The 24,581-nt window shown below is 40.5% G+C and carries 18 protein-coding genes and 1 pseudogene; 17 read left to right on the top strand and 2 right to left on the bottom strand.

Annotated elements, in window-relative coordinates; genetic code table 11:
• The 9 genes and pseudogenes from tuf to rplL all read left to right on the top strand — a co-directional run.
• Positions 1–163 (top strand): annotated as a pseudogene (tuf, locus tag KH286_RS09175) (elongation factor Tu); the annotation flags it as partial.
• Between the two features lie 335 nt (positions 164–498).
• A complete protein-coding gene (locus KH286_RS09170; RefSeq protein ID WP_004693527.1) occupies positions 499–2,736 on the top strand; it encodes a nitric-oxide reductase large subunit in 2,238 nt (745 codons plus the stop codon).
• A gap of 270 nt (positions 2,737–3,006) precedes the next feature.
• Positions 3,007–3,156: a 50S ribosomal protein L33 gene (gene rpmG / locus KH286_RS09165; protein ID WP_004693530.1), complete on the top strand. Its 150-nt coding sequence runs from the start codon at positions 3,007–3,009 to the stop codon at positions 3,154–3,156.
• Between the two features lie 43 nt (positions 3,157–3,199).
• Positions 3,200–3,421 carry a preprotein translocase subunit SecE gene (secE, locus tag KH286_RS09160; RefSeq protein WP_004693531.1) on the top strand — a complete coding sequence of 74 codons (222 nt, stop codon included), beginning with the start codon at positions 3,200–3,202 and terminating at the stop codon, positions 3,419–3,421.
• Between the two features lie 12 nt (positions 3,422–3,433).
• The gene (gene nusG, locus KH286_RS09155) at positions 3,434–3,970 is read left to right on the top strand and encodes a transcription termination/antitermination protein NusG (protein WP_008602485.1); all 537 of its coding nucleotides are present in this window, start codon (positions 3,434–3,436) and stop codon (positions 3,968–3,970) included.
• A 101-nt stretch (positions 3,971–4,071) separates the two neighbouring features.
• Entirely contained in the window at positions 4,072–4,497 is a 426-nt protein-coding gene (gene rplK / locus KH286_RS09150) for a 50S ribosomal protein L11 (RefSeq protein WP_004693535.1), read from the top strand.
• Positions 4,498–4,573: 76 nt separating this feature from the next.
• A complete protein-coding gene (gene rplA, locus KH286_RS09145) occupies positions 4,574–5,284 on the top strand; it encodes a 50S ribosomal protein L1 (RefSeq protein WP_004693536.1) in 711 nt (236 codons plus the stop codon).
• A 175-nt stretch (positions 5,285–5,459) separates the two neighbouring features.
• The gene (rplJ, locus tag KH286_RS09140) at positions 5,460–5,957 is read left to right on the top strand and encodes a 50S ribosomal protein L10 (protein ID WP_004693539.1); all 498 of its coding nucleotides are present in this window, start codon (positions 5,460–5,462) and stop codon (positions 5,955–5,957) included.
• A 70-nt stretch (positions 5,958–6,027) separates the two neighbouring features.
• A complete protein-coding gene (rplL, locus tag KH286_RS09135; RefSeq protein ID WP_004693540.1) occupies positions 6,028–6,396 on the top strand; it encodes a 50S ribosomal protein L7/L12 in 369 nt (122 codons plus the stop codon).
• A gap of 42 nt (positions 6,397–6,438) precedes the next feature.
• Here rplL and KH286_RS09130 read toward each other — a convergent pair whose 3' ends face one another.
• Positions 6,439–8,079 carry an ArnT family glycosyltransferase gene (locus tag KH286_RS09130; RefSeq protein ID WP_278473233.1) on the bottom strand — a complete coding sequence of 547 codons (1,641 nt, stop codon included), beginning with the start codon at positions 8,077–8,079 and terminating at the stop codon, positions 6,439–6,441.
• A gap of 267 nt (positions 8,080–8,346) precedes the next feature.
• Between KH286_RS09130 and KH286_RS09125 the strand changes: the two genes are divergently transcribed.
• From KH286_RS09125 to rpoC, 3 genes are all read left to right on the top strand, one after another.
• Positions 8,347–9,762 (top strand): aspartate ammonia-lyase, encoded by a 1,416-nt coding sequence (locus KH286_RS09125; RefSeq protein ID WP_004696758.1) that lies wholly within the window; start codon positions 8,347–8,349, stop codon positions 9,760–9,762.
• A 330-nt stretch (positions 9,763–10,092) separates the two neighbouring features.
• Entirely contained in the window at positions 10,093–14,253 is a 4,161-nt protein-coding gene (gene rpoB / locus KH286_RS09120; RefSeq protein ID WP_039965253.1) for a DNA-directed RNA polymerase subunit beta, read from the top strand.
• Positions 14,254–14,282: 29 nt separating this feature from the next.
• A complete protein-coding gene (gene rpoC, locus KH286_RS09115) occupies positions 14,283–18,485 on the top strand; it encodes a DNA-directed RNA polymerase subunit beta' (protein ID WP_008602498.1) in 4,203 nt (1,400 codons plus the stop codon).
• Positions 18,486–18,745: 260 nt separating this feature from the next.
• Here the strand turns inward: rpoC and KH286_RS09110 are convergent, their stop codons facing one another.
• The gene (locus KH286_RS09110; RefSeq protein WP_004696751.1) at positions 18,746–20,767 is read right to left on the bottom strand and encodes a BCCT family transporter; all 2,022 of its coding nucleotides are present in this window, start codon (positions 20,765–20,767) and stop codon (positions 18,746–18,748) included.
• Between the two features lie 355 nt (positions 20,768–21,122).
• On the opposite strand from KH286_RS09110, the gene KH286_RS09105 reads away from it, so the two are divergent.
• The 5 genes from KH286_RS09105 to KH286_RS09085 all read left to right on the top strand — a co-directional run.
• Entirely contained in the window at positions 21,123–21,368 is a 246-nt protein-coding gene (locus tag KH286_RS09105) for a L7Ae/L30e/S12e/Gadd45 family ribosomal protein (protein ID WP_004693552.1), read from the top strand.
• Between the two features lie 76 nt (positions 21,369–21,444).
• The gene (rpsL, locus tag KH286_RS09100; RefSeq protein WP_004693554.1) at positions 21,445–21,819 is read left to right on the top strand and encodes a 30S ribosomal protein S12; all 375 of its coding nucleotides are present in this window, start codon (positions 21,445–21,447) and stop codon (positions 21,817–21,819) included.
• Positions 21,820–21,871: 52 nt separating this feature from the next.
• Complete coding sequence (rpsG, locus tag KH286_RS09095) at positions 21,872–22,342, top strand: 30S ribosomal protein S7 (protein ID WP_004693556.1); 471 nt, start codon at positions 21,872–21,874, stop codon at positions 22,340–22,342.
• Between the two features lie 15 nt (positions 22,343–22,357).
• The gene (gene fusA, locus KH286_RS09090) at positions 22,358–24,433 is read left to right on the top strand and encodes an elongation factor G (protein ID WP_004693557.1); all 2,076 of its coding nucleotides are present in this window, start codon (positions 22,358–22,360) and stop codon (positions 24,431–24,433) included.
• 50 nt (positions 24,434–24,483) lie between these two features.
• Positions 24,484–24,581, top strand: a 98-nt coding sequence (locus KH286_RS09085) for a GTP-binding protein (protein ID WP_038034850.1), incomplete at its 3' end; no start/stop codon positions are given.

The following is a 24,581-nucleotide window of genomic DNA, read 5'->3' as shown; positions in this document are numbered from 1 at the left end:
TGTAAACCTTCCTGAAGGTGTAGAAATGTGTATGCCTGGCGATAACGTAACAATGGAAATCGAATTGATTACTCCAATCGCTATCGAAGAAGGTCTTCGTTTCGCGATCCGCGAAGGTGGCCATACAGTAGGCGCTGGCGTAGTAACAGAAATCGAAGGTTAATACAAGTTTATAGCTCAATGTATCGATACATTAGCTATATAATTGAATTTTAGATTCAATAAAAGGGACCCAATGGGTCCCTTTTATTTTGTATATATTGATGATTAAGAGTATAGAATTGAATCGCTAATATATTGAAACAATGATGATTTTGTAAGGTGATATATACGTTGTATTCAGGCTTCAAAGGATAATCATACTATTGATACAAATTGAGAAGAAATTTTAATATATTGTAACCTTAGATACAACTTTATTTATAAAATTAGTGTATATTATATATGAAGAGAGCATAGGCTCTCTTTTTGTGCTTTTATAGAAAAGGAGGTAATGTGATGGGCGAATACAAAAAGTATTGGATAGCCGTAGTAGCAGTTCTTATTATTGGATTCTCTATTCTTGGCTATTTGGGTACTGATGTATATCATCAAGCGCCACCGGTACCAACCGCGTATGTATCTCAAGATGGACAGGTTTTGTTCACTAAGGATGATATCTTACATGGTCAATCGGCTTGGCAATCTACAGGTGGTCAATCTGTAGGGACCGTACTAGGTCATGGCGCATATCAAGCCCCGGACTGGACAGCTGATTGGTTGCACAAAGAAGTGTCCGTAATGCTTGATATCAAGTCTCAAGAAGCTTTTGGTGTTCTTTATGAACAGTTAGGTGATGTGCAGAAAGCGGCTGTTAAAGAAGCAGTTAAAGCAGAGTACTTTAACAGTGCTGTTCGTGAAGATGGAACTGTTGTGCTTTCACCGGAACGTATTACAGCGATGAATTTAACCGGACAATATTTTATTGAACTGTATGGTGATAACCCTAAATTGTCCGAAACACGCGATCATTTTGCGATGAAAGACAATACGTTGCCAGAATTAAAAGATCGTATTGATATGGCACGATTCTTCTTCTGGACTACGTGGATGGCATCGACTCAACGCCCTGGTACAGATGCAACATACACCAACAATTGGCCTCACGAGCCATTGTTAGATCATAATCCAACACCGGAAAGCGTAGCTTGGTCTGTTGTGAGTGTTATTATTTTACTTTGTGGTATTGGTATTGTCGTATGGATGTGGGCATTCGGTCGCAAACAAGATGAACATGAATTAACACCACCTGCGGAAGATCCAATTTCCAAATTGCATCTCACACCATCTCAACGGTCTTTAGGAAAATATTTATTTACGATTTTGGCATTATTTTTACTCCAACTTGGTATGGGTGGTATCATTGCGCACTACACCGTAGAAGGACAGGCTTTCTATGGCATTCCATTGGCGCAGTATTTCCCATATTCTATTGCTCGTACTTGGCATATTCAAGCATCCTTGTTCTGGATTGCGATGGCATTCTTGAGTGCCGGTTTATTCTTGGCGCCGATTATTAATGGCGGTAAAGATCCTAAGTTCCAAAAATTGGGCGTGGATATTTTGTTCTGGGCACTCGTTGTGTTGGTAGTGGGTTCCTTTACAGGTACATATTTAGGTGTTGCTCATGAGATTCCGGCGTCTCTAAACTTCTACTTGGGTCACCAAGGATATGAGTTTATCGAGTTGGGGCGCGTATGGCAATGGATTGAATATATCGGCATTCTATTTTGGCTTGTACTCATGGTGCGCAGCATCATTGGTGCTTTCAAAAATAAAGGGGATAAAAACCTTATTGCTGCCTTTATTTTCTCCGTTGTGATGGTCGGTATTTTCTATGGACCAGGTCTTTTCTACGGAGAACACAGCCACTTGGCAATCATGGAATACTGGCGCTGGTGGGTTATTCACCTTTGGGTAGAAGGATTCTTTGAAGTATTCTCTACTACGTTGATGGCCTTTATTTTCGTAACACTTGGTCTCGTATCTTACCGTGCAGGTACCATAGCAGCGATTTCGTCCGGTGCCATTTACCTTATCGGCGGTATCCCTGGTACATTCCATCATCTTTATTTCACCGGTGTTACATCGACTATCGTGGCCACAGGGGCATCGTTCTCCGCGTTGGAAGTAGTGCCTCTTGTACTCTTGGGATATGAAGCGTTTGAAAATTATACACGCCTTCATAGTGCTCCTTGGATGCATCGACTAAAATGGCCTGTATACTGCTTCATTGCCGTATCCTTCTGGAACTTGGTGGGTGCAGGCATCTTCGGCTTCTTAATTAATATGCCGGTTTCCTTGTTCTATATTCAAGGTCTAAATACGACAGCTGTTCATGCTCATACGGCGTTGTTCGGCGTATACGGGTTCTTGAGTTTAGGCTTTGTATTCCTCATCGCTCGTTATATTCGACCTGAAGTGGAATTTAACGACAAGTTGATGAAATTCGGTTTCTGGGCATTGAATTGGGGCCTTGCGTTAATGGTTCTTATCAGTCTATTGCCAATTGGCTTGATTCAAAGTTGGGCAAGTGTTACACAAGGCTTATGGCTCGCTCGCAGTGAAGACTTTATGCAACAACCATTGTTACAAAATTTGCGTTGGCTTCGCATGGTTGGCGATACCATCATGATATTGGGGGCATTGGCCTTCTTCTGGCAAATCGTGAAAGTAACTTTCACAAAGAAACAGTAATAAACGAAGCAATAATAGTAAATATGTAATTATAATATTAAATATAATATATATAAGCTAACTATAAGCTAATATGACATGGCGTTCTTTGGGTAGACAAGGGGCGCCATTGTCTGTTATACTATCCATGTCAGGCATACGTGCCTGGCTTTTTTGAGTTGCTTAATTTCTTGACATCGCTTGCTACGTATGATATAGTTTTTTAGTATGTAGTCGAGCGTTTTCGAGTACAAGAGACAGATTAGTAAATATAAAGCGAGGTGTATCCGGATGCGTAATGCCATTACTTTAGCTTGCACAGATTGCAAACAACGCAACTATCAAACGAACAAGAATAAAAAGAACAATCCTGATCGTATTGAAATGATGAAATATTGCAAATTCTGCGGTAAACATACATTACACCGTGAAACAAAATAATTCTTATCATTCATTACCTGTTGATTTGAGGATGTGAAACACAATGGCAAAGTCTAACTCAGCAGTGCAGCAGCGTGGTGGATTTGGAAAATTCTTCCGCGGTGTGAAAGCTGAACTAAAAAAAGTAGTCTGGCCAACAAAAAAAGAGCTTATCAATTACACAATAGTAGTATTCTTAGTGACCATATTCATCGCTTTGATTATTTCTGTGCTTGATGGACTCTTTGCCCAACTTTTTAATACGTTGTTGCACTTTGTTGGATAAGGGGGCCATTACATGGAAGCAGATAAGAAGTGGTATGTAATTCATACCTATTCAGGCTACGAAAATAAAGTAAAAACCACTCTTGAACTTAAAGTTCAATCTATGGGGCTACAAGATGTGATCAGCCGAATTTTGGTGCCTCTTGAAGACGAAATAGATGAAAAAGATGGGGTTAAAAAAGTAGTAAAACGTAAGATATTTCCTGGGTATGTATTGGTGGAAATGGAAGTTAATGACCGTTCTTGGTATGTTGTACGCAACACGCCAGGTGTAACAGGTTTCGTTGGCTCTGCTACAAAACCAGTTCCACTTTCTGATTCCGAAGTAGAACATATACTTAAGTCTCAGGGCTTGGATAAGAAACCAACCATTAACGTTGATGTAGAAGTTGGTGAAACGGTTCGCATTACGTCCGGTGCCTTTGAAGATAAACTAGGTGTTATTACCGAACTTAACCCTGATAAAGGAACATTGAAACTTAGCGTAGAAATGTTCAATCGAGATACCGAGGTAGAGTTAGAGTTCTCTCAAGTTGAGAAAGCTCTTTAATATATAAATATAACTCTAAAAAGAGCAATCGATTTTGGTTGCCAGTGGGAGGATGTATATCCGTTACCACCACAGTATAAGCATAGGAGGTTTAATTACCCATGGCTAAGAAATTAGTTAAACAAGTAAAACTACAAATTGAAGCCGCTAAAGCTACTCCAGCACCACCAGTTGGTCCTGCACTAGGTCAAGCAGGTGTTAATATCGTTGCTTTCACAAAAGAATTCAACGAACGTACTGCTAAACAAGCTGGCTTGATTATTCCAGTAGTTATTAATGTATATGAAGATCGTAGTTTCGACTTCATCACTAAGACTCCACCAGCTGCAGTATTGTTGAAAAAAGCTGCAGGTATTCCAAAAGGTTCTGGTGTACCTAACCGTGATAAAGTAGCAAAAGTAGGTCGCGATAAAGTTCGTGAAATTGCTGAATTGAAAATGCCTGATTTGAATGCTAATACCGTAGAACAAGGTATGCGCATGGTGGAAGGTACTGCTCGCAGCATGGGCATTGAAATCGTTGACTAATAAGCGTACGACTTGCGCATAAGGCGCAAATCGGTGGGAGGGAATTCCCGTTTGACCACATAAGGAGGATATTATAATGGCAAAAGTAGGTAAGAAATACGCTGAAGCAGTAAAACTTATTGAAGCTGGTAAATTCTACGAACCAGTAGAAGCGATTGAGTTGGTTAAGAAAACTGCAACTGCAAATTTCGATGAAACAGTTGAAATTGCTTTCAACTTGAATGTCGACCCTAAATACGCTGATCAACAAGTTCGTGGTGCAGTAGTATTGCCTCATGGTACTGGCAAAACTAAACGCGTTCTTGTATTCGCAAAAGGCGACAATATTAAGGCAGCTGAAGAAGCTGGTGCAGATTTCGTAGGTTCTGAAGAGTTAGTAGCTAAAATCCAAGGTGGTTGGAGCGACTTCGACGTAGTAGTTGCTACACCAGACATGATGGGTCAAGTTGGCCGTCTTGGTAAAATCTTGGGTCCTAAAGGCTTGATGCCAAACCCTAAAGTTGGTACAGTAACTCCAGACGTTGCTCGTGCAGTAAACGAAATCAAAGCTGGTAAAATCGAATACCGTACTGATAAAGCAGGTATTATCTCTTGTTCTATCGGTAAAGCATCTTTCGATGAAGAAAAATTACTTGACAACTACCGTACAATCGTTGATACTATTATCAAGGCTAAACCTGTAGCAGCTAAAGGTCAATACATTAAATCTGTAACCTTGTCCGCTACAATGGGCCCTGGTGTACCTTTGAACGTGTTCAAATTGAGCACTGTTTCTAAAGAGCAATAATTAAATATGTCTCTTAGCTGTAGACGGCTGGTATGTATAATGGATGAAAATCCGCCCGCTGAGGCTGACACTAGAACAACCTAGGACTAGTTACGACCTCATCGCGTGCGATGGGGTCGTTTTTACGCTAAGATAGTACATAGAGCACCAAAAAAATCTACAAGGAGGTAATCTAATGGCTGTCACTGAATCAAAAAAAGCAATCGTTGCTCAAATGAAAGAAACTCTTTCTGAAGCAAAAGGTGCTGTATTGATTGGTTACTCTGGTTTAACTGTTGCGCAAGCAACTGATCTTCGTCGCAAAATGTTGGCTGAAGGTGTTGAATACAAAGTAATCAAAAATACTTTGACTCGTATCGCTGCAAACGAATTGAATCTTGAAGGTTTCGCTGAGCATTTAGAAGGCCCAACTGCGTTGGCTACTTCTAAAGATGATGCTGTTGCACCTGCTCGTGTAATCGAACAATTCATCAAAGCAACTGAAAAAGAAGTTGTAACAGTTAAAGCTGGTATCGTTGAAGGCGAAGTTATGGACGCTGCAGGCATTAAAGCAATTGCATCTCTTCCAAATCGCGAAGGTATGCTTTCCATGTTGCTTTCCGTATTGCAAGCTCCTGTTCGCAATGTTGCATACGCTGTCAAAGCTGTTGCAGAAGCAAAACCTGCAGAATAATATTTTTTGCAAAGTATTCGTTGGCCGCTTGAGGCTGGCACTATAAACTAATTTATGGAGGAAATCTAAAATGGCATTGAACATTGAAAACATCGTTGCTGAATTGAAAGAAGCAACAATCCTTGAACTTAATGATCTTGTAAAAGCAATCGAAGAAGAATTTGGCGTAACTGCAGCAGCTCCTGTAGCTGTAGCAGCTGCTGGTGGTGCTGAAGGCGGCGCTGCTAAAGATTCCTTCGACGTAATCTTGAAAGATGCTGGCGCATCTAAAATCAACGTAATCAAAGTTGTTCGTGAAGCAACTGGTCTTGGCTTGAAAGAAGCTAAAGCTATCGTTGACGGCGCTCCTGCACCTGTTAAAGAAGGCGTAGCTGCTGAAGCTGCTGAAGCTTTGAAAGCTCAATTAGAAGAAGCTGGCGCATCCGTAGAATTGAAATAATTCTAGCTATATTAAAGGCGTACCCATAGGGTACGCCTTTTTCTATTGGAGTTTATAAATTGATGCGAGTTTTGTTTTGTTAACTAATTTGGCTTTTGGATACGGTAATGTATTAGAGAAATCCTTATCATATTTTTTAGGAACGATGACATAGGCACCGCGATTATTTGATGTATTACTTAAAAATGTTTCTTTAGTTATGGTAGGCATTAATGTTTTGCCTTCGGTCCATATAGAATCATCAGTTGTATCTACGAAAACTTGGGTGGGTATAGTATCCATGTAATATACAATAGAAGTATAGTAACTGCCATATACATATATTGGTTTTGATGTATCTTCGATGAACGTTCTAAACTGTAAACCAGATTGATTAAATAATATTGGTGGTACTGTAATTGTAATAGCTGAGTATAAAGTAATTAGTGGAACTAAAGCATATATTGCTAGTTTAAAAAATGATGTTATGTAGTATCGACCGATTAAAATCATACATACTATAATAAAGGAACCTACGATTAACGGTTTACTATCAAGACTTTTATCAAAAGCTGTAGTAAATGTAAAAATCATGTAGTAAATACCTAGTGGTAGGGTAATTAAATAATTAAACTTTTTGAATGATTGAGTAAATTCACCGGTTTCTTTGTCAGTAACTAATTCACAAATTTTTACAGCCGCCCATATTATACAAGGGATAATGGCAGGTAATGTGTAGGTTAGATACTTTGTAGCTACTAGAGAGTAGAATAGAACTATAACTATAAACCATATAATACCTAATAGATCAAAATCATCTTTCCAGTTAAGATCTTTTAAATGATAGACTATTACAGGTGTCCATGGTAATAGTGAAAGGGGTACAATTAATAGATAGTAATACCATACATTAAATTTAGGATGCTCAGATATAAGAGCTCGATCTACATTGTGTAGACCTAAGAATCCGGAAATAAACTGCTCACCGTGAATGGAATACATAGCGATATACCAAGGGCTAGCTATCGCTATAAAGGCTAATAGTCCTAAGGGATTAAATAGTAATTTAATATCCTTTGAAAGCTGATAACTTTCATCTTTTCTATGGACTATATAGCGAGCGCATACATAAATGAGTAATATCAGGCCGGGCAAGATGATGCCTATAGGTCCTTTGGTAATTACAGCTAAGGCAGCAGCAATGTAAGCTTTCACCATAGCTGACTTGTCATTATTGGTAAAAGCTAAATAGCTATATCCAAATATAGCTAAGGTGAAGAGAAGTAGAAATCCGTCGGTTATAATTGCATGAGATATGTACCAAAACTGTAGTGTACTCATTAATAGAATAGCACAGAGTACACTAGCAAAAGTATTTTTAGATATGCGGTAAGTTATATGATACATTAGGGCCACGCTAGCTCCCGCAACAAGCGTATTCGGTATACGAGACGTGAAGTCAGATATGCCAAATAGTTTGTATGTAATCATAAGTGCCCAATAGGTGAGCGGTGGTTTATCATACCATACGTGATCATATATCATGGGGGATATCCATGAGTTGTGTTTTAGCATGGTGATGGCGGAGAGAACATAGTTGGACTCCACCGGATCAGTGATTGGCAAATAGGCATTATAAAAGCCGTAGCATAAAACGGTTAATAAAAAGAGCGCACCTATGCGCAGCATGTGATTGTTAATCATAGTTACTCCTTACTTATATAGTTTATATTATTGTACTATAGGGCGTGTAATATTTAAACTAATCAAAGATAAAAACAGAGCCTTTATAAATATGGAAATAGTTATAGAAAATATTTATGAAATAATATATTGTATAGAATATTGTTTATTCGTAATATATGAAATGACTTTTATGTATACAAAATACATGCTATAATGAGCGCATAAGATAAAACCGTTTCATTAAACTATCATCTAATATATGAAATAGTGGAAAGAGGATCTATTATGAGAAAAGAACATGATTTCCTAGGTGAATTAGAAGTAGCGGATGAGTTATATTATGGTGTGCAAACGATTCGTGCCTTAGAAAACTTCCATATTACAGGGAAACATTTAGACCAAGATTTTATTAAAGCTCTAGCGATGGTAAAAAAAGCATCTGCTTTAGCTAATATGAAAACAGGTCGTCTCAATGTATCTATCGGTAAAGCGATTGTTCAAGCAGCTGATGAAGTTATTGCAGGTGAATTTGCTGACCAATTTCCAGTTGATCCAATTCAAGGTGGTGCTGGCACTTCTGTGAATATGAATATGAACGAAGTGTTGGCAAATCGTGCTTGTGAAATTTTAGGTCATCCAAAAGGTAGCTATGATATTGTAAGCCCTAACAATCACTGTAACATGGCACAATCTACAAATGACGCTTTCCCAACAGCGATTAAAGTTTGTGCAATTTTGAAATCTAAACCGTTACTTGAAGCTTTGCAACGTCTTGTTGATGAGCTTGAGAAAAAAGCTGAAGAATATAGTGAAATTTTAAAAATGGGACGTACTCATTTACAAGATGCGGTGCCTATTACATTGGGCCAAGAGATGGGCGCTTATGCATCTGGTATTCGTCGTGGTATTAAACGCATTAAATCTGCCGTTGAAGGTGCACATGTAATCAACATGGGTGCCACTGCAGTTGGTACAGGCCTTAATGCTGAGCCTAATTATATTCATGATGTAGCTTATGAACTTAGTGAAGTAGTAGGCGAACCGTTCTACACCGCGGAGAACTTAATCGATGCCACAAACAATACAGACGTATTTGCTGATATCTCTAGCGGTTTGAAGGTAACTGCACTTGTGTTGATTAAGATGGCAAATGATTTTCGCTTAATGGCATCTGGACCTCGCTGTGGCATTGGTGAATTAAAATTGCCTGCCCGTCAACCAGGCTCCTCTATCATGCCAGGAAAAGTAAATCCTGTTATTGCTGAAGTATTGAATCAAGTGTGTTACCAAGTTATCGGTAATGACCTTACTATTACATTAGCTGTAGAAAATGGTCAATTCGAGTTAAATGTTATGGAACCTGTATTGGCATACAACTTGTTCAATAATCTTTGCTATCTCAAAAACGGTGTAAATACATTCGTTGATAAATTGCTTGTTGATCTTGAAGTAGACCGTGAACAATGCGAGTACTGGTTGAATCGTTCCGTTGGTATCGTAACAGCATTGTTGCCACATCTTGGCTATGAAACAGCTTCTGCATTGGCGAAAGAAGCGTATGAAACAGGTCGAGCTATTCGCGATATCATCTTGGATCAAGGTTTATTGACTGAGGATGAAATTAATCATATTCTTTCTCCTAAAGAAATGACTCGCCCTGGTATCGCTGGTGCGAATCTTTTAAAACAAAAAGGCAACTAATTTATGGTTCTCTTTTGATACATGAATAAAGCATGAAAATGAAAGACTGTCAACCCTTTTGGTTGACAGTCTTTTTTAATACTGATAGAATTATATATTGCAAAAGTAGCGTTTTCTGCTTTTGGATGTAAAAACTATAACACAAATAGTGATGAGGTTTTCTTCCAAGGTTGTGCTTGGTTAATGGGAAGCAAGGTTATTTTAAAAATGAAATGGACCTTGCTTTATTTGACGTTGCCCGAGCAGGAAAACTGAGACCTGTAAGATGTCTTTTTCATGCCGTTATAGAAAATGGTAGACCAGTGTGTTTTGATAGGGGTGAAAGCAAATATGTTCAAACCTGAACAGGTAGGCAAACGAACTCGTTATACGTACGCTAAAATTAACGAAGTTATCAAGATGCCGCATTTATTGGACATTCAACGTAAATCGTATGAGTGGTTCTTGGAGAGTGGTTTACAAAATATTTTCAACGATATTTCTCCGATTAAAGACAATTCAGGTAATCTAGTACTTTCTTTTGAAGGTTTCAGCTTAGGTGAACCTAAGTATGATATTAATGAATGTAAAAACCGTGATGCTACTTACGCAGCACCACTTCGTGTAAATATTCGCTTGGTAAATAATGATCCAGAAAATATGGACATTAAAGAACAAGAAGTCTTCATGGGCGATTTCCCATTGATGACGGATACAGGTACTTTCATCATCAATGGTGCAGAACGTGTTATCGTATCCCAATTAGTACGTTCTCCAGGCGTTTACTACAATAAAGAAATCGATACAATGGGTAACCGTTTGTATGATTCCACAGTTATTCCTAACCGTGGTGCATGGATTGAACTTGAAACAGATGCTAGTGAAGTGGTGGCTGTTCGTATTGACCGTAACCGTAAATTACCAGCTACTGTATTGGTACGTGCATTAGGTTGGGATACGAATGAAAGTATCCTCGACCTCTTCTGGAATGGTAAAACTGATGAGGATGGTTTACCAGTATATGATGAACGCATCGTTCGTACATTAGAAAAAGATACAACTCAATCTGCTGATGAAGCATTGGTTGAAATCTATAAAAAATTACGTCCAGGCGAGCCTCCGACTGTAGAGTCTGCTCGTAACTTGTTCGATAACTTGTTCTTCGATGCACGCCGTTATGACTTAGCGCGCGTTGGTCGTTATAAATTGAACAAAAAACTTGGCTGGCGCCAACGTATGTTGGGTCAAACATTGGCTCAACCAATTGTAGATCCAGAAACTGGCGAAATTATCCTTGATGCAGGCGTACAAGTTGGGGAAGAACAACTTGATATCGTTGCTAATAGCCATGTTTTCGATGGTGAAGGTTTTGCTGAATTCTATATCGTAAATAATGATGGTGTAGAGTCTAAAGTTATCTGTAATAACTGCAACTTACCATATGATCACCGTACAGTAACACGTGAAGACATGATCGCTAACATTTCTTACTTGCTCAACCTTATGGATGGTGCAGGTCATACAGATGATATCGACCACTTGGGTAACCGTCGCCTTCGTTGCGTAGGCGAATTGTTGCAAAACCAATTCCGCATCGGTTTAACTCGTATGGAACGTGTTGTTCGTGAGCGCATGACCATTCAAGAAACTGAATCCATTACACCTCAAGCGTTGATCAATATTCGCCCTGTAGTGGCAGCTATCAAAGAATTCTTTGGTTCTTCTCAATTGTCTCAGTTCATGGACCAAACAAACCCATTGGCGGAATTGACTCACAAACGTCGTCTTTCTGCCCTTGGCCCTGGCGGCTTGTCTCGTGAGCGTGCAGGTTTCGAAGTTCGTGACGTGCATCATTCTCACTATGGTCGTATGTGTCCTATTGAAACTCCAGAAGGTCCAAACATTGGCTTGATTAACTCCTTGTCCAACTATGCAAAGGTAAACGAATTTGGCTTCATCGAAGCACCATACCGTAAAGTAGAAAAAGTGTATGGTAAAGGCAAGGATGCTGACAAGGTTGTTAAAGTGCGCGTATCTGACAGCGTAGTATACATGACAGCTGATGAAGAAGAAGGCATGACAATTGCCCAAGCGAACTCTCCACTTGATGCAGAGGGGTACTTCACAACTGAACACGTAGCTTGTCGTCGTGGTCATGATGTATTAGAAGTTACACCGGATAAGGTTGACTATATGGACGTTAGTCCAAAAGAAGTTGTATCTATTGGTACAGCTATGATTCCATTCCTTGAAAATGACGATGCTAACCGTGCCTTGATGGGTGCGAACATGCAACGTCAAGCGGTACCACTTTTGCGCGCTCAAGCACCACTTGTTGGTACAGGTATGGAATATACAGCAGCTACTGACTCTGGTGTTTGCGTATTGGCGCGTGAAGCAGGTAAAGTTGTACGTTGTTGGGGTAATGAAATCCACGTTCTTCGCGACAGCGATGGTCGTGTTGATACATACCATTTGAATAAATTCCTTCGTTCTAACCAATCCACGTGCTTTAACCAAAAACCAATCGTCAATCGTGGGGACCATGTTGTAAAAGGCCAAGTATTGGCTGATGGTCCTGCTACAGATGGCGGCGAATTGGCATTAGGTTATAACGTTCTTGTAGCGTTCATGCCTTGGGAAGGTTATAACTACGAAGATGCTATCTTGCTTAGTGAAGAACTCTGCAAAGAAGATATCTATACATCCATTCATATTGAAGAATACGAATGTGATGCTCGTGATACCAAATTAGGTGCTGAAGAAATTACTCGTGAGTTGCCTAATACAGGTGACGACACACTTAAAAACTTAGACGAAGATGGTATTATCTGCATTGGTGCAGAAGTACATCCTGGCGATATCCTTGTAGGTAAAGCTACTCCAAAAGGTGAAACTGAGCTTACTCCAGAAGAACGTTTGTTGCGTGCTATTTTTGGTGACAAAGAACGTGAAGTTCGCGATACTTCTTTGCGCGTGCCTCATGGCGAATCTGGTAAAGTCGTAGATGTAAAAGTCTTCACCCGTGAAAATGGCGACGAATTACAACCAGGTGTAAATAAACTTGTTCGCGTATATATCGCTCAAAAACGTAAGATTCATGAAGGCGATAAAATGGCGGGCCGTCATGGTAACAAAGGTGTCGTTTCTCGCGTTATGAGAAAAGAAGATATGCCATTCCTTCCAGATGGTACTCCAGTACAAATCGTATTGAACCCATTGGGCGTACCTTCTCGTATGAACATCGGTCAGGTTCTTGAAACTCACTTGGGGTGGGCTGTTCAAGGCTTAGGTATGAAAATCAAAGCTACGGACCTCCACATTCAAAACGTGTTGAAAGAAGCCCGTACTGATGCATCTTACTGGGAACAAATCGATGCAATCCGCGACCTTTATGCTCAAATTGAGGTATTGGAAGCGAAAGTTGCGGAAGATGTTACGGTAAATCATTTCGAAGAAAATGAGCAAATCATTGCTTTGAAAACTAAAATTTTAAAACATGTAGAAGCAGCAGCGCAAAAGAAATTGGATGCTATGGGTGGCGAAGCTCGTTTCCAAGAGCTTAAAGCTATTGAAGCTAAATACAATGCACTTCATGTAGAATTCTTTGATTCTGAAGAAGAGGCTCCTGAAATGGATCCTGCGCTTGTAGAAGAATTAGAGGCAATTAGCAAAGTCAAGAATACTCTTAACAACATTCACTCTGCTGAAGAAAAACGCGTTGAAATTCGCAAAGAGTTGGAAAGCCTTGGCTATGATTTTGACAAATATGGCATGCCAAAACCAGATGTAGCAGGTATTCATATTGCTACACCTGTATTTGATGGTGCTCACGAAAAGGACGTATTCGAAACATTGGCGATTGCAGGTCGTCCTGATGATGGTAAAACTGTTCTATATGATGGTCGTACTGGTGAACCGATGGATAACCGCGTTACAGTTGGTTACGTTTACATGCTTAAACTCCATCATTTGGTTGATGACAAAATCCATGCTCGTTCTACAGGTCCGTACTCCCTTGTTACACAACAACCTTTGGGCGGTAAAGCTCAGTTCGGTGGCCAACGTTTCGGGGAAATGGAAGTTTGGGCTCTAGAAGCATATGGCGCAGCCTATACCCTTCAAGAGCTATTAACTGTTAAGTCTGACGACGTTGTTGGTCGTGTGAAAGCATACGAAAAAATCGTTAAAGGCGAAAACATCCCTGAACCAGGTGTACCTGAGTCCTTCAAGGTATTGCTTAAAGAACTTCAAAGTATCGGTCTCGATGTAAAAATCTTGAATGAAGATCAAGAAGAAGTTGTTATGAAAGAACTTGAGGACGAAGATGAGGTGGTAGAAACTGGTATTGAAGAAGTTATGGAAGGCAGTGCTGTAGAAACTGATGAAGTAACTGTAGTAGAACCAGAAGTAGAGGAAGAGGAAGAATTACCAGCTGATAATGGCGGTGAAGATGATATCCTTAGCCAATTGGCGTACCCAATGGGCGACTCCTCTAACGATGAAGACTAAAACTATCTATAAGGAAGGGAGCGATAGTAGTGCTAGACGTAAATGAATTCGATTCCATGCGAATCGGTTTAGCCTCTCCAGAGCAGATTTTATCTTGGTCTCATGGGGAAGTTAAGAAACCTGAAACAATTAACTACCGTACGTTGAAGCCAGAACGTGATGGTCTATTCTGTGAACGCATTTTTGGACCAACAAAGGACTGGGAATGTCACTGCGGCAAATATAAACGCATCCGTCATAAAGGCGTAGTCTGCGACAAATGTGGTGTAGAGGTTACTCGTGCGAAAGTACGTCGTGAACGTATGGGCCATATTCAATTGGCTACTCCTGTATCTCACATTTGGTACTTCAAAGGAATCCCATCCCGTATGGGTCTTATCCTTGACATATCACCACGTTCTTTGGAACGCGTATTATACTTTGCTTCCTACATCGTAGTAGATCCAGCCGGTACACCATTGACAAAACGTCAATTGTTGTCCGAGCAAGAATACCGCGAATACGAAGCTCAATTTAATGAAGACGGTTATACTATCGGTGGTAAATCCGTCGTAATCGAAACAGTGGCTCAACGTAATGAACGTTTAGCTATTGTTCGTGAAGCACAACGCAAAGAGCGCTATAATGCGGCTCTTCGTGATGATGCAACAATACCAGAAGCTGATAAGGAATACGAAGAATTAACTCGCGAAGAACGCTATGAGTTAGGCGCTGCTGAAGAGGTTCTCTTCGCATGTATCGACATGGGTGCTGAAGCGGTAAAAGCTCTCTTATCAGAACTTGATCTTGAAGCATTAAATGCTGAATTGCGCGAAGAGTTGAACACTGCTAGTGGTCAACGTAAAATCCGTGCAGTTCGTCGTTTGGAAGTAGTAGAAGCATTCCGTCAATCTGGGAACCGTCCAGAATGGATGATTATGGACATCGTTCCTGTAATCCCACCTGAATTGCGTCCTATGGTCCAATTAGATGGTGGCCGTTTTGCTACATCTGACCTCAACGATTTATACCGTCGTGTTATCAACCGTAACAACCGTTTGAAACGTTTACTCGACTTGGGTGCTCCTGATATCATCGTGCGCAACGAAAAACGCATGCTTCAAGAAGCGGTTGATGCATTGATTGATAATGGCCGTCGCGGTCGTCCTGTTACAGGTCCTGGTAACCGCCCATTGAAATCCTTGTCCGACATGCTTAAAGGTAAACAAGGTCGTTTCCGTCAAAACTTGCTCGGTAAACGTGTTGACTACTCCGGTCGTTCCGTAATTGTAGTAGGTCCTGAACTTAAAATGCACCAATGTGGTTTGCCAAAAGAAATGGCATTAGAATTGTTCAAACCATTCGTTATGAAACGTTTGGTGGAACGCGGTCAAGCATCCAACATCAAGGCTGCTAAACGCCAAGTTGAAAGAATTGGCCCTGGCGTGTGGGAATCCTTGGAAGAGGTAATTAAAGAACATCCAGTTCTCTTGAACCGTGCCCCTACATTGCATAGACTTGGTATCCAAGCCTTCGAACCAATCCTTTGGGAAGGTCGTGCTATCAAATTGCATCCATTAGTATGTACAGCCTTCAATGCCGACTTTGACGGTGACCAAATGGCGTGTCACTTACCATTGTCCGTAGAAGCACAAGCGGAAGCTCGTACATTGATGCTTTCTAGCCATAATATTTTGTCTACTAAGGACGGCAAGCCAGTAGCAGTACCTTCTCAAGATATGATCTTAGGTACATACTACCTAACAGTTGTACGCGAAGATACTCGTGATAAAGCAAAAACATTTGCTAACTATGATGAAGTTATGCTTGCCTATGAGTCTCATATCATTGGTTTGCAAGATATTCTTTATATCCGTTTACCTGATCATGGCCGTGTAGAAACAACAGCAGGTCGCTTGATCTTCAACAATGCTTTATTCCCAGAATTGTGGCAATACGAGAAACGTGAAGATGGCACTTACTCTTTAGGTAAGGTTATGGATAAGAAAACAGTTGGTAAATTGGTTGATCAATGTTTCCAATTGTTTGGTAATGAAAAAACAGCAGAATTATTGGACCGCATCAAGTCCTTGGGTTACTCCTTCGCTCGTCGCGCAGGTATGACTGTAGCTATTGCTGATATTAAAGTACCAGAAGTTAAAACTAGCTTGTTAGATACAGCGGAACAAGAGGTAGAAAAAGTATCTCGTATGTACCGCCGTGGTCTTATTACAGAAGAAGAACGTTACCGTAAAACTATCCAATTATGGACAAAGGCAACAGAAGATGTTACCGATGCGATGATGGATAATATGGCGTGCGATAAAGACGGCTTTAACCCTGTTTATATGATGGCTATCTCTGGTGCCCGCGGTAATAAACAACAAATTCGTCAGCTTGCTGGTATGCGTGGTTTGATGGCCGATCCATCTGGTCGAATCATTGACTTGCCAATTAAAGCAAACTTTAAAGAAGGCTTGACTGTATTGGATTACTTTACATCCTCTCATGGTGCTCGTAAAGGTTTGGCCGATACAGCGCTTCGTACAGCTGACTCTGGTTACTTGACACGTCGTCTTGTTGACGTATCTCAAGATGTAATCGTTCGTGAGGACGATTGTGACGTTGTAGGTATCGATCTCGTTCGTGAACGTGCTCGCTTGGCTACATCCCCACGTCAAGCATTAGAATTGCTTAAAGATAAACTCATTGGTCGCGTTTTAGATAAAGATGTTGTGAATGCTGAAACAGGGGAACTTGTTGTACCAGCTGAAACTATCTTGGATGAACAATGCTTGGCAGATATTGCTGAAGCTGGTGTTACATCTATCGCATTGCGCGGTGCACATTTGGGCTCTGATAGCGATATTAACCATACTAACTTGGTTCAAAAAATTATTCTTGGTGAAAGCGACGATAGCATCCGTGCAACATTGAAAGAAACTATGGTTCAAAATATGTTGAACAAGGATACTGTACAAGCAATCGTTGACAGCGAAGGGGTAGAAATCTTCCCAGCTGATACACGTCTTACTGAAGAAGGCATCGAAGCTATCCTTAACTCCGATGTAAAAGAAGTACAAGTGCGGAACAATGAAATCCATGGTATTGAAGTGGAAGCTATCGTTGAAGGCACTGGTGTTATCGAGCCATTAAAAGACCGTATCGTAGGTCGTATTGCAGCTGAAGAATTAGTTAACAAGGAAACTGGCGAAGTCATCGTTCCTCTTAATGGTGAAATCACAGAGGCGTTAGCTGATGAAGTTGTAAAACACTATGAAACAGTAAAAATCCGTTCCGTATTGACTTGTCGTAGCCCATATGGCGTATGTCGCAAGTGCTATGGTCGTGATCTAGGAACTGGCAACCAAGTTCAAGTTGGTGAAGCTGTTGGTATTATTGCGGCACAATCCATCGGTGAACCTGGTACTCAGTTGACAATGCGTACATTCCATACTGGTGGTGTCGCAGGTGATGATATTACACAAGGTTTGCCACGTGTCGAAGAATTGTTCGAAGCTCGTAAACCAAAACGTAATGCTATCATCGCTGAAAATGAAGGTACAGTTCGTGTTGTACCTAATGAAGGTAAGAAAGGTACGAACACTATCTTTATCACTGGTGAAGATGGTATTGAACTTGATTACCTCATTCCTTACGGCTCCCGCATCATCGTTAAAGACGGGGATGTGGTATCCTTGGGAGCTCGTTTGACTGAAGGCTCCATCAATCCTCATGACATCATGCGTGTTATGGGTACTGAAGCAACTCAACGTTACCTCGTATACGAAGTACAAAAAGTATACAAATCCCAAGGTGTAGAAATTAACGATAAACATATCGAAGTTATCGTTCGTCAAATGCTTCATAAAGTTAAAATTGAAACAGCTGGTGATGCGGATATGCTTCCAGGGGATATGGTGGACGTTAATACCTTTGACGAAGAAAACCGTCGTCTTACTCTCAATGGTCGTGAAAATGCTACAGGCAAACGCACGCTATTGGGTATTACGAAAGCTGCTTTGGCAACGGACTCCTTCTTGTCCGCTGCGTCCTTCCAAGAAACAACACGTGTTCTTACCGACGCTGCTATCAAGGGTAAAATCGATCCATTATTGGGCTTGAAAGAAAACGTAATTATCGGTAAGTTGATTCCTGCTGGTACAGGCATGAGTCGTTACCGTAAGATTGAAGTTGTAAAAAATACACCTGAAATCATTGATATTACGGAAGAGGTTATGTCTGAAGATTAATTACTTTGGATTAGCCGTTAAGCTATATTAACTGTATAGACTTGTTGCATAGTTGATATTGTGCGACATAATAAAAAGGGTGCACCTGCGAGGTGCACCCTTTTGTTATAGGTATTATTGGTTTGAGAGATATATGTGTATGAGCTCTATGATTATATGTCTCTATAATTATAGGTTTATATAAATTGAGGATTTCATGATATGTGTTAGTATCAGTTTGTTAAATAAAATGATACTTTGTTAAGGTTGTGGTATGAAAACTATTCAGCTGTTTCTTCCGCGTCATGAGACATGATGTCATAACCGACGTCATCCGATAAAGTAAGATATCGTTCGTACTGACGAATGATATCGGTAATGATATCCTCCCGTGTCATATACTGCGCATCGTATCCGGCGCGTCCGTCACTGAAATATGTCATAGGAATTGCGTTGGTACTTTCAGTAATGTGAGGAATGTTAGGATCTTCGATGAGATGATCCGATACCTCTTGCGTAACGAGTTTGATGCCATAGGTAAAGTTGCGCATTGATTCTTTTTCGATGGTTAACTCTACGGAGGCGTCGTTACCATTGAAATGTTTGTCAATTCTCGTAGTTAATCCGTACTCTTCGGTTAATTCTTTATTGAGCTGATACATAGCAGGCAATGCTGTTGTTTTCATAAAGGAAATAACATCTTCCGATTGCGTTTGGTTGAGTATTTTGGCAAGACCTTGTTTCCAGTTCTTGCTGTCCCAGTAGATGGATGTGGTTGAAAGTTTTGTGTTAAAGTATTGCGTATCTGTTAATAATCCTTGCCATAAGCTGTAGCACATGATAACCATCAAGGCTGCAAATGGTAAGGCGAGAATGAGCGTTACCGATTGTAGTACATTAAGCCCACCAATGCTGAGCAAACTGATGGCAAGAAAGGACATTACAGAGCCCCACATTAAGCATTGCCACTTTGGAGATGAAGTGGATTTATCATAGGCCGCAATATTATTTAACACATAAATGCCTGAATCGGCAGATGTGATAAAAAATAATGCTAATACGATAATTGATAGAAGACTAGTTAAACTGGATAATGGTAAATATTCAAGGAATGCAAAGAGTAGTTGTTCTGGTTTATCGGTTAATGCACCGAGTGCACCGTTTGCTACTGTTTCATCGATATAAATTGCAGTATTACCAAAGATAGTAAACCAAACGATAGTAAAAACAGTTGGAATAATGAGTACCCCAAAGATGAACTCTCGAATAGTCCTACCTTTTGAAATACGCGCAATGAACATGCCCACAAATGGTGCCCAAGATAACCACCAAGCCCAGAATAGTATGGTCCAGCTGAAGAACCATGGACGGGTTTCTGGTGTATAGATAGATGTATAGAAGCTTTGCCCTAAAATATGTGATAGATAGTATCCAAAGTTTTCTACCATTGTATTTAATAGGAGTAATGTAGGACCTGCACAGAGTACAAAAAGCATTAAGACTAATGCAACAGATATATTAATTTCGCTGAGCAGCTTAACGCCTTTATCAATACCTGTAACAGCAGATAGAACGGCAATGGACATAATGATGATAATGATGACCGTTTGGGCGGAAAAGTCATTAGTGGAGATGATATCAATATATAGGAACCCTGCACCTAGTTGGGCCGCACCAAATCCTAAGGTGGTTACGATACCTAATAAAGTTACACAAAGTGCGATGATATCGATAATGTGCCCTCGTGGGCCATTGATCTTATCCTTCCACAGCGGATAGAAACATGAACGTAGTGATAAAGGCAACTTATAGCGAAAACCAAAATACGCTAATGCTAAAGCCATAATTCCGTATACCGTCCATGCATTGATGCCCCAGTGGAAGATGGAGCGGAATAACGCTTCCTTGGCGCTAGGAGCACCATCGACTAAGCCTACAGCGGAGTGATAATGTGAGAGCGGTTCAGCAGTACCGAAGAACATGAGACCTACACCAGTACCTGCCGCAAATAACATGGCGAGCCAAGCTGTATAAGAGAATTCCGCTTCTTCATCGTCGCTACCAAGTTTGATGTCACCTAGCGAACTAAGTGCAAGAAAGATATTGAAGATAAAGAAGAGACTTATGGATAAAACATAAAACCAGCTGAAATCTTCAAATATAATATCACGAATCCCTTGGAGGATCGTTTGAGATATTTGCGGAATCAGAAGGGCACATAAGCTCAGCCCTAAGACGATAGACAAGCTACCTATAATTACAGGGGGATTAAAGTTTGAATAACGTTTAATGAGTTTAATCATATAATCTCCTTTCTTTAGTAACTTATAAATACAAATATTTGTTCTGTATTAATTTATATCATAATAAAATGGTGTTTATATTAATTTTGCATAATTGGTAAAAGAAAAAATAATAGCAAATGCATAGAATGATTATTTATACATGAAAATAATAATATATGAATAAAAAATCACTCTTCATTTATAATTTAAGATTGAATGAAACACACGGATGAGTGTACACATAAAATGCAGCTGTAGAGCGGTGTGTGACATTGGAAATTGTTTGACATGGACTGCTGTAATTGATATACTTACATAGTGCTTTAGGCGAGGTATGCCTAATGGGCATAATTTCGTAAGGAGAATTAGTACAATGGACATTGCCCATCTGAAGTCGGTGAACAAAACAATCGGTGCCAAGCAAACGTTGAAACAAATTGCTAAAGGTGCTGTGAAGTACGTGTTCCTGGGTTGTGATAGTGATGAACGTGTGGTACAGCCTTTACGGATTGCTTGTGAAGAACAGGGAATACCTGTGAATGACAAACACACCATGGATGATCTCGGTCGTGCGTGTCGCATTAAGGTGCGGGCCACAGCTGTAGGCGTCCTACGTTAATCTTGGTAATATCCGATGTAACACTTTGTTATGACGGATCAATTATAAATCTCAAATTTGGAAAGGAGGTGCCCAAATGCCAACAATTAATCAGCTAGTACGCAAAGGCCGCATGAGCTTGACTAAAAAGTCTACAGCTCCTGCCCTTCAAGAATCTCCACAAAAACGTGGTGTATGTACTCGTGTGTACACAGCTACTCCAAAGAAACCAAACTCCGCGCTTCGTAAAGTTGCCCGTGTACGTTTGACAAACGCTATTGAAGTAACTGCTTACATCCCAGGCATTGGTCACAATTTACAAGAACACAGTGTTGTACTTATCAGAGGCGGTCGTGTAAAAGACCTTCCAGGTGTGCGTTATCACATCGTTCGTGGTGCATTGGATACAGCTGGCGTACAAAATCGTATGCAAAGTCGTTCCAAATACGGCGCGAAAAAAGCTAAAAAATAATTTTAGCCATTAAACGAAATTAACACACATCATTATAAAGGAGGAATTGAACATGCCAAGAAAAGGCCCTGTTCCGAAACGTGATGTACTTCCAGATCCGGTGTACAACAGCAAATTAGTAACACGTTTCATTAACAAAGTTATGTACGATGGTAAAAAAGGCATTGCTGAAACTATCGTATATGATGCATTCGAAATTATTCGTTCCAAAATGGGTCAAGACCCAATGGAAGTTTTTGATCAAGCATTGAAAAATGTTATGCCTGTACTTGAAGTGCGTGCTCGCCGTATCGGTGGTGCGAACTATCAAGTGCCAGTTGAAGTTCGTGCTGATCGCCGTCAAACCCTCGGTATTCGTTGGGTTGTAAATTATGCTCGTCTTCGTGGTGAACGCACTATGAAAGAACGTTTGGCAGGCGAATTGATGGACGCTTTCAACAATGCAGGCGCTGCAATCAAGAAAAAAGAAGATACTCATAAAATGGCAGAAGCTAATAAAGCATTTGCTCATTATCGTTGGTAATAAGAGGTGACAACTGTGGCAAGAGAGTTTTCCTTAGCAAAAACTCGTAATATCGGTATCATGGCTCACATCGATGCTGGTAAAACAACAACTACAGAACGTATCCTCTACTATACAGGTATCGTTCACAAGATCGGCGAAGTACATGAAGGCGCTGCTACGATGGACTGGATGGAGCAAGAGCAAGAACGTGGTATCACAATCACTTCTGCTGCAACAACTTGTCAATGGAAAGAACATCGTATCAATATCATCGATACTCCTGGTCACGTTGACTTTACTGTAGAAGTAGAACGTTCTCTACGTGTACTTGACGGTTCTGTTGCGGTGTTCAGTGCTAAAGGTGGCGTTGAACCTCAATCCGAAACAGTATGGCGTCAGGCTTCTAACTACGGCGTACCTCGTATCGCTTATGTAAATAAGATGGATACTGTAGGTGCTGACTTCTTCAACGTAGTTGATATGATGAAAGCTCGTTTGGGTGCAAATTCCGTAGCTATTCAAGTACCAATCGGTGCTGAAGATACTTTTGAAGGCATCATTGACTTGATGACTATGAAAGCGGAAATTTATAAATCCGATGACGGTAAAGAATATGAAATCACTGATATCCCTGCTGAATATCAAGAAGTAGCAGAAGCTCGTCGCGAAATGATGATCGATGCTATCGCTGAAACAGATGATGATATCATGATGAAATATTTGGAAGGCGAAGAAATTTCTGTGGAAGAATTGAAAGCGGCATTGCGTAAAGCTGTTATTGCTAACCAATTATTCCCAGTTCTTTGCGGTTCTTCCTATAAAAATAAAGGTGTTCAAATGTTATTGGATGCTGTTATCGATTACATGCCAGCTCCAATCGATATCCCACCTATTAAGGGTGTTGTTCCTGGTACTGAAGAAGAAACAACTCGTCCTTCTTCCGATGAAGAACCATTCTCTGCGTTGGCATTCAAAATCATGGCTGACCCTTATGTTGGTAAATTAGCGTTCTTCCGTGTGTACTCCGGTACATTGGAATCCGGCTCCTACGTTTTCAACTCCACTAAAGGTAAAAAAGAACGTATCGGTCGTATTCTTCAAATGCACGCTAACTCCCGTAAAGAAATCGAACGCGTATATTCTGGTGACATCGCTGCGGCGGTTGGCTTAAAGGATACTACTACAGGCGACACATTGTGTGATGAAAAATCTCCTGTAATTCTTGAGTCCATGGAATTCCCTGAACCAGTTATCTCCGTTGCTGTTGAACCTAAAACAAAAGCTGACCAAGAAAAAATGGGTACAGCTCTTGCTCGTTTGGCAGAAGAAGATCCTACTTTCAAAGTTCGTACTGATGAAGAAACAGGTCAAACTATTATCTCCGGTATGGGCGAACTTCACTTGGATATCATCGTTGACCGTATGAACCGTGAATTCAAAGTAGATTGTAACGTAGGTAAACCTCAAGTAGCATACCGCGAAACTATCCGTAAAGCTGTTAAGGCTGAAGGTAAATTCGTACGTCAATCTGGTGGTCGTGGTCAATATGGTCACTGCTGGTTGGAATTGATTCCTCAAGAACCAGGTGCTGGCTTCGAGTTTGAAAACAAGGTTGTAGGTGGTGCGATTCCTCGTGAATACATCGGACCTGTTGAAAGCGGTGTTAAAGAAGCTATGGAATCCGGTGTTATCGCTGGGTACCCTATGGTTGATGTTAAAGTTATCGTATTTGATGGTTCCTACCATGACGTTGACTCCAACGAAATGGCCTTCAAAATTGCTGGTTCTATGGGCTTCAAAGAAGGTGCTCGCAAAGCAGATCCTGCATTGCTTGAACCATACATGGCTGTAGAAGTAGACGTTCCTGAAGAATATATGGGCGACGTTATCGGTGACTTGAACTCTCGTCGTGGTCGCATGGACGGCATGGAAGCTCGTAATGGTTCCCAACATATCAAAGCATATGTTCCATTGAGCGAAATGTTCGGTTACGCAACTGACCTTCGTTCCAAAACGCAAGGCCGTGGTAACTACTCCATGACATTCGATCATTACGAAGAAGTTCCTAAGAAAATTGCTGAAGAAATTCAAGCAAAGAAAAACGGTTAATCTCATATTAGATTAATAGAATTACTATTTTCCTCGGAGGATAATTTAAAATGGCAAAAGAAAAATTTGAACGTACGAAACCGCATGTTAACATCGGTACAATCGGTCACGTTGACCATGGTAAAACTACTTTGACTGCTGCAATCAC

The organism is Veillonella parvula, assembly GCF_018378075.1.
Classification (GTDB): domain Bacteria; phylum Bacillota; class Negativicutes; order Veillonellales; family Veillonellaceae; genus Veillonella; species Veillonella parvula_K.
This window is presented reverse-complemented; position numbering and strand designations above follow the sequence as displayed.

Excerpts from the sequence above, each read along its gene's own strand:
- rplK (WP_004693535.1), top strand. The coding sequence starts at position 4,072 with ATGGCTAAGAAATTAGTTAAACAAGTAAAACTACAAATTGAAGCCGCT.
- rplJ (WP_004693539.1), top strand. The coding sequence starts at position 5,460 with ATGGCTGTCACTGAATCAAAAAAAGCAATCGTTGCTCAAATGAAAGAA.
- rpsL (WP_004693554.1), top strand. The coding sequence starts at position 21,445 with ATGCCAACAATTAATCAGCTAGTACGCAAAGGCCGCATGAGCTTGACT.
- KH286_RS09130 (WP_278473233.1), bottom strand. The coding sequence starts at position 8,079 with ATGATTAACAATCACATGCTGCGCATAGGTGCGCTCTTTTTATTAACC.
- KH286_RS09110 (WP_004696751.1), bottom strand. The coding sequence starts at position 20,767 with ATGATTAAACTCATTAAACGTTATTCAAACTTTAATCCCCCTGTAATT.
- secE (WP_004693531.1), top strand. The coding sequence starts at position 3,200 with ATGGCAAAGTCTAACTCAGCAGTGCAGCAGCGTGGTGGATTTGGAAAA.
- nusG (WP_008602485.1), top strand. The coding sequence starts at position 3,434 with ATGGAAGCAGATAAGAAGTGGTATGTAATTCATACCTATTCAGGCTAC.
- KH286_RS09105 (WP_004693552.1), top strand. The coding sequence starts at position 21,123 with ATGGACATTGCCCATCTGAAGTCGGTGAACAAAACAATCGGTGCCAAG.
- rpsG (WP_004693556.1), top strand. The coding sequence starts at position 21,872 with ATGCCAAGAAAAGGCCCTGTTCCGAAACGTGATGTACTTCCAGATCCG.
- rpmG (WP_004693530.1), top strand. The coding sequence starts at position 3,007 with ATGCGTAATGCCATTACTTTAGCTTGCACAGATTGCAAACAACGCAAC.
- rplA (WP_004693536.1), top strand. The coding sequence starts at position 4,574 with ATGGCAAAAGTAGGTAAGAAATACGCTGAAGCAGTAAAACTTATTGAA.
- KH286_RS09170 (WP_004693527.1), top strand. The coding sequence starts at position 499 with ATGGGCGAATACAAAAAGTATTGGATAGCCGTAGTAGCAGTTCTTATT.
- rplL (WP_004693540.1), top strand. The coding sequence starts at position 6,028 with ATGGCATTGAACATTGAAAACATCGTTGCTGAATTGAAAGAAGCAACA.
- KH286_RS09125 (WP_004696758.1), top strand. The coding sequence starts at position 8,347 with ATGAGAAAAGAACATGATTTCCTAGGTGAATTAGAAGTAGCGGATGAG.
- rpoB (WP_039965253.1), top strand. The coding sequence starts at position 10,093 with ATGTTCAAACCTGAACAGGTAGGCAAACGAACTCGTTATACGTACGCT.